The 15,724-nt window shown below is 66.8% G+C and carries 18 protein-coding genes and 1 tRNA gene; 9 read left to right on the forward strand and 10 right to left on the reverse strand.

Annotated elements, in window-relative coordinates; translation table 11 throughout:
• Positions 1 to 5: 5 nt before the first annotated feature.
• The 6 genes from HZY97_RS20500 to HZY97_RS20525 all read right to left on the reverse strand — a co-directional run bounded on the left by HZY97_RS20500 (position 6) and on the right by HZY97_RS20525 (position 6,232).
• On the reverse strand, positions 6 to 1,214 hold the full coding sequence (locus tag HZY97_RS20500) for a serine hydrolase (RefSeq protein WP_180147942.1): 1,209 nt from the start codon (positions 1,212 to 1,214) through the stop codon (positions 6 to 8).
• Positions 1,215 to 1,422: 208 nt separating this feature from the next.
• Positions 1,423 to 3,351 (reverse strand): 1-deoxy-D-xylulose-5-phosphate synthase, encoded by a 1,929-nt coding sequence (gene dxs, locus HZY97_RS20505; RefSeq protein WP_180147943.1) that lies wholly within the window; start codon positions 3,349 to 3,351, stop codon positions 1,423 to 1,425.
• 93 nt (positions 3,352 to 3,444) lie between these two features.
• Complete coding sequence (locus HZY97_RS20510; RefSeq protein WP_180147944.1) at positions 3,445 to 3,903, reverse strand: Fur family transcriptional regulator; 459 nt, start codon at positions 3,901 to 3,903, stop codon at positions 3,445 to 3,447.
• A 37-nt stretch (positions 3,904 to 3,940) separates the two neighbouring features.
• On the reverse strand, positions 3,941 to 4,261 hold the full coding sequence (locus HZY97_RS20515) for a MerC domain-containing protein (RefSeq protein ID WP_257215199.1): 321 nt from the start codon (positions 4,259 to 4,261) through the stop codon (positions 3,941 to 3,943).
• A gap of 134 nt (positions 4,262 to 4,395) precedes the next feature.
• Entirely contained in the window at positions 4,396 to 5,376 is a 981-nt protein-coding gene (locus HZY97_RS20520) for an alpha/beta hydrolase (RefSeq protein ID WP_180147946.1), read from the reverse strand.
• A 178-nt stretch (positions 5,377 to 5,554) separates the two neighbouring features.
• On the reverse strand, positions 5,555 to 6,232 hold the full coding sequence (locus HZY97_RS20525; RefSeq protein WP_180147947.1) for an alpha/beta hydrolase: 678 nt from the start codon (positions 6,230 to 6,232) through the stop codon (positions 5,555 to 5,557).
• A 182-nt stretch (positions 6,233 to 6,414) separates the two neighbouring features.
• Here HZY97_RS20525 and HZY97_RS20530 point away from each other — a divergent pair, with 182 nt between their 5' ends.
• The 6 genes from HZY97_RS20530 (at position 6,415) to HZY97_RS20555 (ending at position 10,208) form a co-directional block, all read left to right on the forward strand.
• Complete coding sequence (locus tag HZY97_RS20530; protein WP_180147948.1) at positions 6,415 to 7,185, forward strand: TlyA family RNA methyltransferase; 771 nt, start codon at positions 6,415 to 6,417, stop codon at positions 7,183 to 7,185.
• A gap of 64 nt (positions 7,186 to 7,249) precedes the next feature.
• Positions 7,250 to 7,807, forward strand: a complete 558-nt coding sequence (locus HZY97_RS20535) for a TspO/MBR family protein (RefSeq protein WP_180147949.1) — start codon at positions 7,250 to 7,252, stop codon at positions 7,805 to 7,807.
• Positions 7,808 to 7,826: 19 nt separating this feature from the next.
• On the forward strand, positions 7,827 to 8,138 hold the full coding sequence (locus HZY97_RS20540) for an accessory factor UbiK family protein (RefSeq protein ID WP_180147950.1): 312 nt from the start codon (positions 7,827 to 7,829) through the stop codon (positions 8,136 to 8,138).
• Positions 8,139 to 8,244: 106 nt separating this feature from the next.
• Positions 8,245 to 8,745, forward strand: coding sequence for a YbjN domain-containing protein (locus HZY97_RS20545; protein ID WP_180147951.1), 501 nt, complete (start codon positions 8,245 to 8,247; stop codon positions 8,743 to 8,745).
• Entirely contained in the window at positions 8,742 to 9,539 is a 798-nt protein-coding gene (locus HZY97_RS20550) for a pyrroline-5-carboxylate reductase family protein (RefSeq protein ID WP_373684456.1), read from the forward strand. Before HZY97_RS20545 ends, HZY97_RS20550 begins: the two co-directional genes overlap by 4 nt.
• Positions 9,540 to 9,599: 60 nt before the next feature.
• On the forward strand, positions 9,600 to 10,208 hold the full coding sequence (locus HZY97_RS20555) for a hemerythrin domain-containing protein (RefSeq protein WP_180147952.1): 609 nt from the start codon (positions 9,600 to 9,602) through the stop codon (positions 10,206 to 10,208).
• On the opposite strand, the gene HZY97_RS20560 is transcribed toward HZY97_RS20555, so the two are convergent.
• Both HZY97_RS20560 and HZY97_RS20565 read right to left on the reverse strand, forming a co-directional pair.
• The gene (locus tag HZY97_RS20560; protein ID WP_180147953.1) at positions 10,195 to 10,908 is read right to left on the reverse strand and encodes a hypothetical protein; all 714 of its coding nucleotides are present in this window, start codon (positions 10,906 to 10,908) and stop codon (positions 10,195 to 10,197) included. The genes HZY97_RS20555 and HZY97_RS20560 overlap by 14 nt on opposite strands.
• Positions 10,909 to 10,910: 2 nt before the next feature.
• Positions 10,911 to 11,546 carry a TetR family transcriptional regulator gene (locus HZY97_RS20565; protein WP_180147954.1) on the reverse strand — a complete coding sequence of 212 codons (636 nt, stop codon included), beginning with the start codon at positions 11,544 to 11,546 and terminating at the stop codon, positions 10,911 to 10,913.
• A gap of 97 nt (positions 11,547 to 11,643) precedes the next feature.
• Here HZY97_RS20565 and HZY97_RS20570 point away from each other — a divergent pair, with 97 nt between their 5' ends.
• Positions 11,644 to 12,309 carry an O-methyltransferase gene (locus HZY97_RS20570; protein WP_180147955.1) on the forward strand — a complete coding sequence of 222 codons (666 nt, stop codon included), beginning with the start codon at positions 11,644 to 11,646 and terminating at the stop codon, positions 12,307 to 12,309.
• Positions 12,310 to 12,327: 18 nt separating this feature from the next.
• On the opposite strand, the gene HZY97_RS20575 is transcribed toward HZY97_RS20570, so the two are convergent.
• Positions 12,328 to 12,813: a MarR family winged helix-turn-helix transcriptional regulator gene (locus HZY97_RS20575; protein WP_180147956.1), complete on the reverse strand. Its 486-nt coding sequence runs from the start codon at positions 12,811 to 12,813 to the stop codon at positions 12,328 to 12,330.
• Positions 12,814 to 12,880: 67 nt separating this feature from the next.
• On the opposite strand from HZY97_RS20575, the gene HZY97_RS20580 reads away from it, so the two are divergent.
• Together HZY97_RS20580 and HZY97_RS20585 are read left to right on the forward strand one after the other, a co-directional pair.
• Positions 12,881 to 13,978 carry a branched-chain amino acid aminotransferase gene (locus HZY97_RS20580; RefSeq protein WP_180147957.1) on the forward strand — a complete coding sequence of 366 codons (1,098 nt, stop codon included), beginning with the start codon at positions 12,881 to 12,883 and terminating at the stop codon, positions 13,976 to 13,978.
• Between the two features lie 23 nt (positions 13,979 to 14,001).
• Positions 14,002 to 14,076, forward strand: a tRNA-Gln gene (locus tag HZY97_RS20585).
• A 111-nt stretch (positions 14,077 to 14,187) separates the two neighbouring features.
• On the opposite strand, the gene HZY97_RS20590 is transcribed toward HZY97_RS20585, so the two are convergent.
• Positions 14,188 to 15,717, reverse strand: coding sequence for a DHA2 family efflux MFS transporter permease subunit (locus HZY97_RS20590; RefSeq protein WP_180147958.1), 1,530 nt, complete (start codon positions 15,715 to 15,717; stop codon positions 14,188 to 14,190).
• Positions 15,718 to 15,724 lie beyond the last annotated feature (7 nt).

Consider the following 15,724-nt stretch of genomic DNA (forward strand, 5'->3'; position numbering starts at 1 on the left):
GCAGCTCATTTCGAAGCAGTGCCCTTCGCAGCCACCGCCTTGCACAGGCTGTCGGTGGCCAGCGCAACGCGCGATTCGGGCATGTCGCGGTTGGCGGGCGCGTTCTCCACGCCGCGCGTCTCGGTGTTGAAGGTGAGCAGGCTGCCCATATGCTGGTCGGGGCAGAGGCTCAGATAGGCGCGGAAGCCGTTCTGGTCGCCATTATGGCCGATGATCCGGATGCCGTCGGTCTTGTCGAGGAAGAAGGACAGGCCGCTCCAGGTGGTCGCCGCCATCCGGCCCTGGGTGAAGTCCTCGCCTGCCGAGATTTGCGGCCGCCACATCTCCTCGAGCGAGGCGCGCTTGAGGACGAGGTCGTACTCGCCGCTGCGCTTCGGGTCACCGAGCAGGAAGGCGACGTACTTCGCCATGTCGGGCAGCGGCGCGTTGAGCCCGCCGTTCGAGACGGTCACCCCGGTATCGGCATCGAAGCGGGCGGGGAGGCGCTTGCCGTCCTGGATGTAATAGCTGTGGGCGCGGTGCGGCAGCAGATAGGGCGGCGTCCGGTCGAAATAGCTCGACGTCATGCCGAGCGGGCGCAGGATGTTCTTGTCGATATAGACTTCGAAATCCTCGCCCGAGAGCCGCTCGAGCACCTGGCCAAGATAGACGATGCCGGGGTTTGAGTAGCTGAACTTGCTGCCCGGTTTGAATTTCACCTCGGTATAGGGGATCATCGCCTTGAGCTGCTCCCAGCCCGGAGGCTCGAAGGGCTGCCACTCCTTGTCGCGCCACGGCCAGGTGCCGTTCCGGAAACCGGCACTGTGGCTCATCAGCTGGCGGATGGTGATCGTGCTCGGGTCGCCAAAGGGATCATGGACGCCGGCGAGCTCTGGCACGTAGCGGATGATCGGATCGTCGAGCTTGAGCAGCCCGCGGTCGCGCAGCTGCATAATCGCGATCCCGGTCATCGTCTTGGTGATCGACGCCCAGTGATAGATGGTCGCGGCGTCGACGGGCACATGCGCATCGGCATCCTGCTCGCCGATATGGTCGGCGACGACGGTGCGGCCGTCGCGGATCACATAGAAGCTGCTGCCGGCGATCCCGGCCTTGGCCACTTCGGCGCGGTGGAGCGCGCGGAAATCGGTGACTGCCTTGTCGAAGCCGCGGTCCTGCGCGGCGGCCGGGGTGGCGGCGAAGAGAAGGGCCGCTAAGGCGTGGCGGTAGAACATCGACAAATCCCCGGCGCTGAATAGGCGGGGAGGGTGACCGGCTCCGCTGTCGCTGTCCATGGAATCAGGGGTTTGTCGGCGATAACCAGCGGCTATCGGCAGCACTCAGTTCCCCGGCGAAAGCCGGGGCCCAGGGTAACAGAGCGATCCGGCAGAGAAACACTGGGCCCCGGCTTTCGCCGGGGAACAGTTAGCCGGGGAGCGCGGCTCAGGCTCGCGCGCCGCCGTCCGCCACATTGGCCTCGTTGTAGCGCAGCGCCTTGAGAACGGTGTCGACGACCGCGTTCGCGTCGAGCCCCGCCTGGGCATATTGCAGCTCGGGCTTGTCCTGGTCCTGGAAGATGTCGGGCAGGCGCATTGTGCGCAGCTTGAGGCCCGCGTCGATCAGGCCCTGGTCGCTCGCCATGGTGAGCACATGCGCGCCGAGGCCGCCGACCGCGCCTTCCTCGATGGTCACCGCAACCTCATGGCTGGTGAGCAGGCGGCGGATCAGCTCCTCGTCGAGCGGCTTGGCGAAGCGGAGATCGGCGACGGTGGTCGAAAGCCCCTTGGCCTCGAGCGTCTCGGCGGCCTTGAGCGCCTCGCCCAGGCGGGTGCCGAGCGAGAGGATCGCCACGGTCTTGCCCTCGCGGACGATGCGGCCCTTGCCGATCTCGAGCCGCTGCGGAGCCGCGGGCAGCTCGACGCCGACGCCATTGCCGCGCGGATAGCGCAGCGCGATCGGGCCGCTGTCGTGGAGCGCGGCGGTGTGGGTCATATGGACCAGCTCCGCCTCGTCGGCCGGCGCCATCACCACGAAATTGGGGAGCGTCGCCAGATAGGTGACGTCGAAGCTGCCGGCATGCGTCGCGCCATCGGCACCGACCAGCCCGGCGCGGTCGATCGCGAAGCGGACGGGCAGGTTCTGGATCGCCACGTCATGGACGACCTGGTCATAGGCGCGCTGCAGGAAGGTCGAGTAGATCGCGCAGAAGGGGCGCATGCCCTGCGCGGCGAGGCCGGCGGCGAAGGTCACCGCATGCTGCTCGGCGATGCCGACGTCGAAGGCGCGGTCGGGGAAGGCCTTGGCGAAACGGTCGACGCCGGTGCCCGAGGGCATGGCGGCGGTGATCGCGACGATCTTCTCGTCGCGCTTCGCTTCCTCGATCAGCGCGTCGCCGAAGACGTTCTGGTACTGGGGCGGCCCCGGGGGCGCCTTGGCCTGGGCGCCGGTGATCACGTCGAACTTCTGGACACCGTGATATTTGTCCGCCGCCGCCTCGGCCGGGGCATAGCCCTTGCCCTTCTTGGTGACGACATGGACGAGGATCGGGCCTTCTTCGGCATCGCGGACATTCTCGAGCACCGGGATCAGATGCTCGAGGTTGTGGCCGTCGATCGGGCCGACATAATAGAAGCCCAGCTCCTCGAAGAGCGTGCCGCCGGTCACCATGCCGCGGGCGAACTCCTCGGTCTTGCCGGCCATCGAGGTGAGGCGGCGCGAGAGCTTGCGGGTGACGCGCTTGGCGAGGCTGCGCAGCCCCATATATTCGGATGAGGATACGACGCGCGCGAGATAGGCCGAGAGGCCGCCCACCGGCGGCGCGATCGACATGTCGTTGTCGTTGAGGATCACCACCAGGCGATTGCCGGCGGCCTCGGCATTGTTCATCGCCTCATAGGCCATGCCCGCGCTCATCGCGCCGTCGCCGATCACCGCAATGCCCTTGCCCGGCGTGCCGGCGAGCTTGTTGGCAATTGCGAAGCCCAAGGCCGCGCTGATCGAGGTCGAGGAGTGCGCCGCGCCGAACGGGTCGTACTCGCTCTCGCTGCGCTTGGTGAAGCCCGACAGACCGCCGCCCTGGCGCAGCGTGCGGATGCGGTCGCGGCGGCCGGTGAGGATCTTGTGCGGATAGCATTGGTGGCCGACGTCCCAGATCAGGCGGTCGTCGGGGGTGTTGAAGACATAATGGATGGCGACGGTCAGCTCGACCACGCCGAGGCCGGAGCCGAGATGCCCGCCGGTGCTGCCCACCGCGGAGATCGTCTCGGCGCGCAGCTCATCGGCCAATTGGCGGAGCTGCTGCGGCTTCAGCTTGCGGAGGTCATCCGGGGTATCAACAGTGTCGAGCAACGGCGTGCTGGGAAGATCGGCCATCCGATACCCCTTACTCCCGCGATCCGGCGAAGTCGAACCTTGCGATCGTGGATTTTGCGTGCAGAGGAAATGCAGAACGCGCCGTAGCGTCGATCAGTCGCAATCCGCGCATTTGCCGCGCACTTCGATCACCGGGCGTTCGGGCGAGAAGCCCGCGCCCTTGGCGGCGGCGCGTACCGTCTTGGTGATCGAGTCGTCATCGATATGCGTGGTCTGGCCGCAGCTGTCGCACACCAGGAAGATGCAGTCGTGCAGGCAGTCCGGGTGGGTGTTCGCCATATAGGCGTTGGCGCTCTCCACCCGGCGCGCCAGGTTCGAGCCGACGAACAGGTCGAGGATACGGTAGACGCTGTTCGCCGCGACTCGGCGGCCCTCGGCCTTGGAGACCGCCTCGGCAATGTCATAGGCGGAGGCGGGCTTCTCGAACCCTGCCAGCGCCTCGAACACGCGCTCGCGCATCGCCGTCCACTGCTCGCCGGACTTCTCCAGCGTCGCCTGTGCGGCCTTGGTCAGGTCGTTCCCCTGGTGCTCGTGATGGTCGTGCGCGTGCATGATGCTGATGTAGGCCCGAGGGGCCTGCGCGGCAAGTTCAGTAGGTCGCGCGACGGTTGAGATCGTGGCCGAGCGCAACCAGGCTCACGCCCACCAGCGTCCAGAAAATCTCGAAGTCGCCATGCGGCAGCGACAGCGCGCCGGCCATGATGCCGATCCCGAAGGCACCGACAACCGCGGGGGCCATATAGCCGTGCGACATCACCCCGCGGGTCAGCGCAAAGCCACCCATCAGGATCGCCAGGGTCAGGCCGACCTCGTGAATCGCGGGGTTGAGCAGCCCGCCGGCCGAGGAGATCACGGTGAGCAAAACGGTGGTGGTGATGCAGTGAACCAGACACAGGCCACTGATCCCCATCGCAATGCGATCGAGACGTGCATCGATACCGCCCCAGAATCGGGCTAGTGGAAGACTCACCGGCATGGGCAGCGATATAGGGCAGGCTGGTTAAAGATACAACATAACATCGCGGCGATTTATCGCAGGTGCGATCAGCCGAGCAGGCCGTGCCCTTTCGCCCAGCTCAGGAACAGCTCCGGCCAGAGATGCGCCGGCTTGCCCTTGGTGCGATCCCCCCAGCCAAAACCATGCCCGCCCTGTTCGAACAAATGCGTCTCGACCGGAATTTTGGCCGCCTTGAGCGCGGCGCGGAACGCCAGCGTGTTCTGGATCGGCACCGTGGTGTCGTCCTCGGCATGGCAGAGGAAGCAGGGTGGGGTCTGCGCGGTGACCTGGCGCTCCGGCGAATGCTCGACGGCCATCTCGGTGCTGGCGTCCTTGCCGATCAGCTGGTTGCGCGAGCCGATATGCGCGAAGGCCGGGTCCATCGAGACGACGGGATAAGTGGGCGCAGCGAGCATCGGGCGGGCATCGAGCGCATCGGCTTCGTCCACGCTTTCATAGACCTTGCGGCCGAAGCGGGTGGCGAGATCGGCGCACAAATGCCCGCCGGCGGAGAAGCCCATCGCGCCGACGCGGCTGGGATCGACCTTCCACTTGGGCGCCTGATGGCGGATCAGCCGCATCGCGCGCTGCGCGTCGGCGAGCGCGACGTTGCTCGGGTCCTTCCACGGGTCACCGGGCAGGCGGTAGAACAGCACGAAGGCAGTGATCCCGCGCGCGGCGAGCCAGGGGGCGAGCTCATAGCCCTCCTTATCGACCACCACCCGGGCATAGCCGCCGCCGGGCATGACGAGCATCGCCGCGCCATTGGGGTTCTTCGCGCGGAACACATCGAGCCGCGGCGTGCGGATATGATCCATTGCGCGGTCGGGGAATGTGGGATCGGGATTGCGGACCAGCACATGGCCCTGGAAGCCCTTGTCGAGCAGCCCGGGCGCGTCGCCGGGCCAGAGCGGGAAGCTCGCATCGGGTGCGGTTGGGCCGGCGAGCGGCGCGGCGGCAGCCCTGGCGGCGAGGGGGAGCAGCGGGCCGGTCAGGCCGGCGGCGGCGAGCAGGTCTCGGCGATCCATCGCGCGGGTCTAGCGTTGCCACACGACCGATGAAAGCTGGGATGAGGCGGGGAAAGGTGCGGGTAGGCCGGGTGACGCTCTAGGGGACGCCACCCGGCCACGCCCGCAAATCCAATGTAGGCGATTTGCGGGCGGTTACCAGTGCCGTGCGCCGGTTTGGGCGGGGCGCACGTCGAAATCATGCATGCTGTCCGAGATAGTGGCTTTGCGCGGCGTCCGTAGCGTTAATCGCGAGGATCGAGCGGGCATCGGCGGCGGAACGGACGCGGCCGCTACGGTCCGATGCGGCGTCGAGCACCCGGTCGAGCAGCGCCTGGCCTTCGTGCCACCAGCCGATCCCGCTGGCGGCATTGAGATGCCCCTGCGGCCCGGCATCGACGAAGAAACTGCCCCAGCCCTTGGCAAGCTCGCGGGCGCGGTCGAAGCCGATCCAAGGATCGTCGCGGCTCGCCACCGTGATCGAGGGGAAGGGCAGCGGCTTGGACGGCACCGGCGCGAAGCCGGCCAGTTCGGGCTTGGCTTCGGCCCGGTCGACATCGGCGGGGGCGACGAGCAGTGCGCCTGCCACCGGCCAGCCGAAGGGCTGGGGCGACAGCTCGGCCCACCAGGCGACGGCCAGGCAGCCCAGGCTATGCGCGGCGAGCACCACCGGCGCCTGCGCGCTGCGGATCGCCTGGTCGAGCCTGGTCACCCAGGCATTGCGGTGCGGGGTGTTCCACATGCCCAGCTCCACCCGGCTGGTATCGGGGCGGGACTGTTCCCACAAAGTCTGCCAGTGCGACGGGCCCGAGCCGCCAAGCCCGGGAACGGTGAGGACGAGCGGCGAATGGTCGTCTAGCGGGGAGAAGATACTCATCACTTTGCACTCCAAGGGAGGGCAGGCCGGAGCATCAGATTTATTCCTACTAATCTAATAGGCAATAGGCCTTGCGCCGGATCGAAGGCCGGCTGCGCCAGTCCGTTGGCTCAGACTTTCTCGTACAGCGCCTGCTCCGCCGCGCGGCTTTGCATCCGAAGCGGTTGGCCCTAGGGGGGGGCATGCCCAAGCAACGTGCCGACCAGATGCTCGTGGACCGCGGCCTTGCCGAGAGCCGCACCCGCGCCCAGGCGCTGATCATGGCCGGGCTGGTCTTCGCCGGCGACCGCAAGATCGACAAGCCGGGCCAGCAGCTGCCGGAGGAAACCCCGATCGACGTGCGCGGGCGCGATCATCCCTGGGTGTCGCGCGGCGGGATCAAGCTCGCCCATGGGCTCGACCATTTCGGCTGGGACGTGACCGGTGCGGTGGCGATCGATGTCGGCTCCTCGACCGGCGGCTTCACCGACGTGCTGCTCACCCGCGGCGCATCGCGCGTCTATGCGGTGGACAGCGGCACCAACCAGCTCGCCTGGAAGCTGCGCCAGGACCCGCGCGTGATCGTCTATGAACAGACCAGCGCCCGCACGCTCACCCCCGGGCATATCGCCGAGGCCGCGGACGTCATCGTCTGCGATGCCAGCTTCATCTCGCTCGCCAAGGTGCTCGAAGTGCCGTTCCGCTTCGCCCGGCCCGGCGCGCGGCTGGTGGCGCTGATCAAGCCGCAGTTCGAGGCGGGTCGCGAGGAAGTGGGCAAGGGCGGGGTGGTCCGCGATGCCGCAGTGCATGATCGCGTGTGCCGCGAGGTGACCGAGTGGGTCGCCGCGCAGGGCTGGAACGTCGCCGGCATCACCACCAGCCCGATCACCGGCCCTGAGGGAAATGTCGAATTCCTGATCGGCGCGACCAGAGCCGATAGCGCTACCGCAGATCAAGCTGTGGACACAGAATAGCAGCGCTTGCCTTTCGGCGCGCTGCAACATAGCCCTTGCGACCTGGGGACGATCGGAGGTCAAGTTGAGGGAAATCGCATCGAAGGGGCAGCTGAGGCTCGCCTATCTGCGATGGGCCGTGGTGACGGTTCCGTTTATCCTGCTGCTCGGCTTCACGTCCGCGCGCCTGGCGCCGTCGGGCAACGCCAATCCCTGGTTCGCCCGGCTGGTGAAGCCCGCGATCATGCCCGAGGAATGGGTGTTCCCCGCGGCCTGGACTGCACTCTACATCCTGATGGGCCTGGCGCTGGCGATGATCATCAATGCACGCGGATCGACGCTGCGCGGCCCCGCGCTCGTCGTCTTCGGGGTGCAGATGCTGGTCAACCTGGTCTGGTCGCCGGTATTCTTCGGCATGCACCAGGTGGTGCCGGCGCTGGCGATCCTTGGCGCGCTGTTCGTGCTGGCGCTGATCACTTTCATCCTGTTCGCGCGCATCCGCACCTTTGCGGCGGTGTTGCTGCTTCCGTATCTGGCCTGGATCGGCTTTGCCGGCTATCTGCTTTACCAGATCCACCAGCTCAATCCGAACGCGGGAAGCCTTGTATCCGCGCGTCCGGCTGACGAAATACAGATCAAGTGATCGCGTAAGGAAACTCGAGATGCAGACCGACAACCGCCTGTTCGACGATTTCGTGAAGTTCGTGAACGGCGCGGCTGGCACGCTGGCCGGCGTCGCACGTGAGACCGAGGGTGCCGCTCGTGAGCGCGCCCGCGAGTGGATCGGCGGCATGGATTTCGTGAGCCGCGAGGAATTCGAGGCAGTGAAGGCGATGGCCGTGGCCGCGCGCGACGAGAATGACGCGCTCAAGACGCGCCTCGCCGCGCTCGAGGCACAGCTCGGCGGGACTGCCCGGCCGGCAGCCGCGCCCAAGGCGCCGAAATCGCCTAAAAAGCCGGCAGGACAAGCATAAACACCTTGTCCACAGCTTTTGCGCAGGGTTGTGAACCCCGCGCTTGTGCGGGCCCGATGCGGTTGGCAGATTCTGGCCAAGCAATCCGGCCCCAGTGGAGAAACTGATGCTCGACGAAGCGGAATTCGACCGCGACGACGCAGCCCCTATCGACATGCTCGAAAGCTATTTCGGCGCGCATGGCTGGACGCACAGCCGCGATGACGACGAGATCGTGGCGAAGGTCAAGGGAAGCTGGACGGAATATGAGCTGCGCGCGATCTGGCGCGAAGATGACGGTGTGCTCCAGTTCCTGGCGTTCCCGGACATCCGCGTTGCCGATGAGCGCCGCCTGGCGGTCTATGAGACGATCGGGCTGGTCAACGAGCAGCTGTGGATCGGCCATTTCGAGCTCTGGTCGCAGAGCGGCATCCTGCTGTTCCGCCATGCCGCGCTGATCGACGGCGACGAGCCGACGCTGAGCCTTGCCCAGGCCGAGTTGCTGGTGGAAAGCGCGATCGACGAGTGCGAGCGCTTCTACCCGGTGTTCCAGTTCGTGCTGTGGGGCGGCAAGACGCCGCAGGACGCGCTCGCCTCCTCGCTTATCGAAACGCAGGGCGAAGCGTGAAGCCGATCCCCCCGGCCAGCCTGTGGCTGGTGGGCTGCGGCAACATGGCGGGCGCGATGCTGCGCCGCTGGATCGAGACGGGGACGATCGACCCCGCCCAGGTCTTCGTCGTCAACCGCGAGGACCGAGAGCTGCCCGCCGGCGTGCGCCAGGGCCGCGAGTTCCCCGAAGGGCCGCTGCCCGACGCGGTGATGCTCGGCATGAAGCCGCAGCAGATCGACCTGATCGCCGAAACGCATGGCGCCCGTATAGCCGGCGTGAAGCTGCTGATCTCGATCCTCGCCGGCGTCGAGCTGGCATCGCTGGCGGACCGGTTCACCGCCGGTGCGATCGTGCGCGTCATGCCGAACCTGCCGGTGGCGATCGGCAAAGGGGTCGTCGGCATGGCCGGCGAACATAATCATCCGGCCGATACACTGATGCAGCCGCTCGGGCTGGTCGAGTGGATGGCCGACGAACGCGGGCTCGACCTGCTCGGCGTGCTCGCCGGCTGCGGCCCGGCCTTCACCTATCGCTTCATCGACGCGCTCGCCGCCGCCGGTACCGGCCTCGGGCTGCCCGAAGACCAGGCGCTGCGCCTCGCGATCGCGACGGTGGGCGGGGCAGGGCTGCTCGCCGCGGAAGCCGATGCGCCGCCTTCGACGTTGGCGGACCGGGTGGCCAGCCCGGGCGGCTCGACGCGCAAGGGGCTCGACGTGCTCGATGCCGATGGCGCGATCCGCAAGCTGATGCAGGCGACGCTCGAAGCCTCCGAGCGCCGCAGCGCCGAAATGGCCGCCGAGGCGCGCCGCTAGGAACGCCTGCTCCGCTCCGCCGTTGTTGCGCCGATAGCGTAACCGATGGAGTCGAGCGCCATGACGACCACCACTGCCACCCGCGATAATAAGGGCCGCTTCACCGGATCGAAGCGGACGAGCACCGGCCACAACCTCGGCGTGATCGCCGGCGCCGCGGCGGGCGGCATGGCGCTGGGCGTGCTCGCCCTGCTCGGACGCAAGGCGGCGGTGCAGGCGCCGAGCCTGCTCGCCGGCAATTGGGATGAAGCGCTCGCGCTAGAGCATGAAGCCGTGCGCAAGGTGTTTGACCAGATCGAAGCGACCGACGAGCGCTCCACCACCAAGCGCAACCTGCTGCTCGCGCATCTGAAGCACGCGCTGATGAAGCACGCGGTGGAGGAAGAGAATGTCATCTACCCCGCCTTGCGCGAGGCAGGGCAGCGTGAGGGTGCCGACGAACTCACCAAAGAGCACGGCTATGTGAAGCAATATCTCTACGAGCTCGAGAACACGCCCACCGCCTCGCCCGACTGGATCGCCAAGGTCCGCGAGTTCCGCGCCGCGATCGAGGAGCATATGGGCGAGGAGGAAATGCGCCTCTTCCCGATGCTGCGCGCCCAACTCAGCGACGAGAAGAACAAGGCGCTGACGCTGACGATGAACAAGGAAGGCTTCAAGGTGGCGTAGGGCTATAGGGCCTCGCACCGAACACGGCGGGGTCGATCAAGGCGTCGGGCAGGACGGTGGCGATCTGCCAGCTGTTGTCCGGCAGGCTTCCGTCGTCGGAATAATCCGAGCGGGAGAGCATGAGGCCTTCGCTGAGATCCGGCTGTGCCGAGTAGCAATTGGTGGAGCCGACGAACGGGTCGCCCACGCTTACGCATCGCGCCTTCACCCCGGCGATGACCTGTTCCATGCAGCTATGGATCAGCGATCTGGGCTTGCAGACAGGAATGTCGTGGTCCCAACCGGCGAATTGCAGAGAGCCCTTTGTCGCCGGGAGGACCGAGCTGGTGCGCCGCAGGGAGATCCGGGCGGTGCAGGCCGCGCTGTCTGCGCTGATGGTAGGAATGTTCTCGAAAACCGCGACGCGATCCCGGTCGCGATAGATCTGGCGCTTGCCCGACCATTGCAGCTCGCTGCCTTCGATCTTCGCTTTCAGGCCGCGCGTCGCGCAGCTCGACTCCAGTTGCGTCACCGCCTCGTTCACGTCTACCCGGCCAAAGCGATCTTCGGCATATAGGCCGCGAACCTTGGCCTGGCTCGACGCGACAAGCCCGTCGGGCAGCGGCGCGGCTTCTTCGCGCGCGAGAGCGGGAACGGGCGATGCCGCAAGCAAAGCGGCAAGCGCCGTGGCCCTGATCTTCCGCCAGATGTGGTGCTCCATAGTCAAAGCCCCTCGGCCAGCCTCTCCATATATGCACACAGCATATCCGCCACGGCCTCCGAATATGCCACGATCTCCGCCTCCTCGCGAGGCGTCTCGGAAAAGCTGCTCCCCACTTCGCTGAGCGTGGTTTTGATCAGGTCGCCCGCCAGCGTCCGCCTGGCTTCCTCCACCCCCGGCAGTGCCTCCAGCAGGAACGCCCGGAAGATCCCGGCGCTTTCGCCCTTCGCCTCCACCGCCTCGGGCGCATCGCGGTAGAGCGGCGCCGCGTCGCTCAGCGCGGTGCGCACCGCTGCTTCTTCGCATTCGGACTGGATGAAGGCATGGACCAGCCGGCGCAGCCGGGCAGGGGGCGGAGCGGCGGAATCTTCGAGAATGCTGCGCAATAGCGCCGATGTCCGCTGCCACTCGTCGCTCTGCAGGCGGAACAGGATCGCGGCCTTGTTCGGGAAATATTGGTAGAGCGAGCCGACGCTCACCCCGGCGCGCTCGGCGACTCGCGCGGTGGTGAAACGCTGTGCGCCTTCCTTCATCAAAACCTGAATAGCCGCGTCGAGCACGGCCTCGACGAGCTGCTGTGCGCGCTCCTGTTTCGGCTGTTTCCGCGAGGAAATAGGGGCGCTGCGGGCGGTGGTCATGCGGGCGTTCTGCCAATGCGAATAGTCAAACCTGACGAACTAGTCGTATTTTCCGTTCCAGCAGGCAAGCCCCTGCTTCCACACGGAGAAACCCAAAATGACGACGCTATCGAGCGCCCCCGTGGCGCCCCTGCTCGCGCGCCTGTTCGCCGAGTCCGATGCCAACCCGCCGACGCGCCACCCGGCCTTTGCCGGCATGACCAGCGAGGATCATCGCGCGATGATGCGCAGCAAGACCGACTATCGCGAATTCTACGGCCAACTCAGCGACTTCGCGCTGCCGGTGTCACCCGAGGTGGGCAATCTTCTCTACATGCTGGTGCGCGCGACCAGGGCGCGCTCGATCGTCGAGTTCGGCACCTCGTTCGGCCTCTCGACGCTCCACCTCGCGGCCGGGCTGCGCGACAATGGCGGCGGGCGGCTGATCACCAGCGAGTTCGAAGCCGGCAAGCTGGCGCGGGCCAGGGCGAACCTCGCCGAGGGCGGGCTGGCCGATCTGGTCGAGTTCCGCGAAGGCGATGCGCTGGAGACGCTGGCGACCGACCTGCCCGAGCATATCGACCTGCTGCTGCTCGACGGCGCCAAGGCGCTCTATTCGGACATTCTCGACCGGGTGGAGAGCCGCTTGCGGCCGGGCGCGATCCTGATCGCCGACAACGCCGATTATTGCCCGGAATATCTCGAGCGCGTCGGCAATGTCGCGAACGGCTATTTGTCGATGCCGTTTACCGACGAAGTGGAGCTGTCGATCCGGCTCGGATGACGGGAGGGCGTCTGGGGCCTAGCGCCCCAGCGTCGCCACCACTGCGCGCTCCTCGTCGGGCACCAGCCCCTCGAGCACCGCCCAGAAGCCACCCACCGCATCGCGGTCGGCGTTCGAATAGGCGGCGGCCATCTTCTCGCGCAGCGCGTCGAACAGCTCGCCTTCGAGCTTCGCGCCGGAGGGCGTGAGCCGCAGCAGGCGCTGGCGCCGGTCACGGTCGCCGGTGCGCGTCTCGACAAAGCCGCGATCGGCCAGTTCGGTCAGTACGCGGCCAAGCGACTGTTTGGTGATCGACAGGATCGCGAGCAGCTCGCTCACCGTCAGGTCCGGCTTGCGCGCGATGAAATAGAGCGCGCGGTGATGCGCGCGGCCCAGGCCCTGCTCGGCCAGCCCCGCATCGATCGAGCGGGTGAGATGGGCATAGCCGAAATAGAGCAATTCCACGCCGCGCCGGATCTCGGGCTCGCGCAGGAACAGGGGAGAGGCAGGAATTGGGGCAGCCATGTTGACGCTTTCTGCCACCGCGCCTAACCCGCTGCAAGCCGCTCAAGGCAGAGTCGGGAAGAGTATGATGAACGACACCACGATCCTGGATTTCGAGTTCGAAGCGCACACCAACCCGGTCAGCGATGCCGACCGTGCAGCGGTGCTTGAGAACCCCGGGTTCGGCAAGGTGTTCACCGACCATATGGCGGTGATCAAATATTCGACCGAGAAGGGCTGGCACGACGCCAAGATCCTGCCGCGCGGGCCGATCCAGGTCGATCCGGCGACGGCCGTGCTCCACTATGCGCAGGAGATTTTCGAGGGGCTCAAGGCGTATCGTACGCCCGATGGCAGCGTGACGCTGTTCCGCGCGGACGAGAATGCCCGCCGCTTCCGCGAATCCGCCGAGCGCATGGCGATGGCGCCGCTGCCGGACGAAATGTTCCTCAATTCGATCCGCGAGCTGGTGAAGATCGACCAGAAGTGGATCCCGGAGATCGAGGGCGGCTCGCTCTATCTGCGCCCCTTCATGTTCGCGAGCGAAGTGTTCCTCGGCGTCAAGCCGGCCAGCGAATATCTCTACATGGTGATCGCCTCGCCGGCGGGCGCCTATTTCAAGGGCGGCGCGCCGTCGGTCACCCTCTGGGTTTCCGAGCATTACACCCGCGCGGCGCCGGGCGGCACCGGTGCGGCCAAGTGCGGCGGCAACTATGCCGCGAGCCTGGTCGCGCAGAAGGAAGCGATCGGCGAAGGCTGCGACCAGGTCGTGTTCCTCGACGCGGTCGAGAATCGCTATGTCGAGGAGCTCGGCGGGATGAACGTGATGTTCGTGATGGACGACGGCTCGATCATCACCCCGCCGTTGGGCGGCACGATCCTGCCCGGGATCACGCGGGACTCGCTGCTCACGCTGGCGCGCGACCAGGGCATCACGGTGCGCGAGGAGCGCTATTCGATCGACCAGTGGAAGGCCGATGCCCAGAGCGGCAAGCTGCGCGAGGCGTTCGCCTGCGGCACCGCGGCGGTGCTCACGCCGATCGGCAAGGTGCGCGGCCGCGGCTATGAGTTCATGATCGGCAATGGCGGCCCCGGCATCCTTACCGAGAAGCTGCGGGCCGAACTCGGCGGTATTCAGCGCGGCACGGCACAAGACCCGCACGGCTGGGTTGAACGGCTGATCTAAGCCCGTATAAGCGCCCGCTCTGCTGGGGCGTCGCCAAGCGGTAAGGCACCGGTTTTTGGTACCGGCATTCGCAGGTTCGAATCCTGCCGCCCCAGCCAGTAGGACCCTCGGGATTCGGCCTCAAGGCACTGATATAGTGCAGAATGCTCCCATGGTTGGGTGTTTGGCTGGACTCCGTCCGACCGGCTGAAGCCGGTCGGGTGCGGCGCCTAGTGTGCCGCTCCGGGGCCGACCATGCGGCGCGGACGCGGGGTGAGCCAGATGATCATCGCCGCTGCGACGAAGACGAACGCGGAGAGCAGGAAGATGTGGCTGGTCGCCAGCGCAAAGGCCTCCTTGTCGACCAGCTGGGCGACCACGCCCCGCGCCTGATCGAGCGAGAAGCCCTGTGCGGTGAGCGCGTTGACTGTGCCGTCGCTGTTGAGCTTCGAGACGAGCTCGCTGCGCGAGACCCGGGCGCTGTCGTCCCAGGCGGTGGTCGAGATCGACGTGGCGATCGCGCCGGCCATCGTCCGCAGGAACGCCATCACGCCTGCCGCCGAAGCGGTTTCGTGCGGCTCGACCGCGCCGAGCGCCAGCGTGGTCAGCGGGATGAAGAAGAAGGGCATGCCGAAGCCCTGGAGCATCTGCGGGAAGGCGAGGCTCCAGAAATCGGCCTGGCTGTTCCAGTGGACGCGAAGCAGCGAAGTCAGGCCCAGCCACAATATCCCGAAGCAGACCAGCGCGCGCGGATCGACCTTGGACGACAGCTTGGCGACGATCGGCGACATGATCACCGCCGCCACGCCGGTGAACGCAGTGGCATAGCCGGCATAGGTCGCGGTGTAGCCCATGCTGGTCTGCAGCCATTGCGGGATGATCACGGCGGACGAGAAGAAGGTGCCGAAGGCAAAGGCCAGCGACAGCACCGAGACGGTGAAGCCCCGGTGGCGGAACACGCGCAGGTCGACGATCGGCTGGTCCTCGGTGCCTTCCCAGGCGAGGAAGACCAGGAAGCCGACCAGCGCGATCACACCGAGCGTTACGATCGTGCCGTCGTTGAACCAGTCATGTTCGCGGCCGAGATCGAGCATGATCTGCAGCGCGCCGATCCACAGCAGCATCAGCATCAGCCCGACGCGGTCGACGCGCAGCTTGCTCGTCGGCGTCTCGACCTTGGCGAGCAGCCGCATCGCGCCGAACGCGCAGGCCGCGGCGACGGGGATGTTGATGAAGAAGATCCAGTGCCACGACCAGCTGTCCGAGATCGTACCGCCCAGGATCGGCCCCAGGATCGGCGCGACGACGGTGGTCATCGCCCAGACGCCCATCGCCTGGGCACGCTGCTGGGGCGGGAAGATGCGCATGAGGAGCGTCTGCGACAGCGGCATCAGCGGGCCGCCGCACAGGCCCTGGCCGATACGGCAGGCGACGAGCATGCCGAGCGTGCTCGACAGGCCGCACAGCACCGAAAACACGCCGAAGCCGATCATGCCGAAGGTGAAGGTCCGCACCGTGCCGAAGCGTCCGGCGAGCCAGCCGGTGAGCGGTACGCACACCGCCTCCGCCACGGCATAGGAGGTGATGATCCACGTCCCCTGGCTGCCCGAAATGCCCAGGCTGCCGGCGATATGCGGCACCGAGACGTTGGCGATGGTCGTGTCGAGCACCACCATGAAGTTGGTCAGCGCGAGCACCACGCCCGCCAGGATCAGCGACACGCCCTTCAGCGGCGCCATTTCCTCGGCCTTGCCGTTCATCGGGCTG

Origin of the sequence: Sphingomonas sp. R-74633, assembly GCF_013416555.1 — a bacterium.
In the GTDB taxonomy this organism is placed as follows: domain Bacteria; phylum Pseudomonadota; class Alphaproteobacteria; order Sphingomonadales; family Sphingomonadaceae; genus Sphingomonas.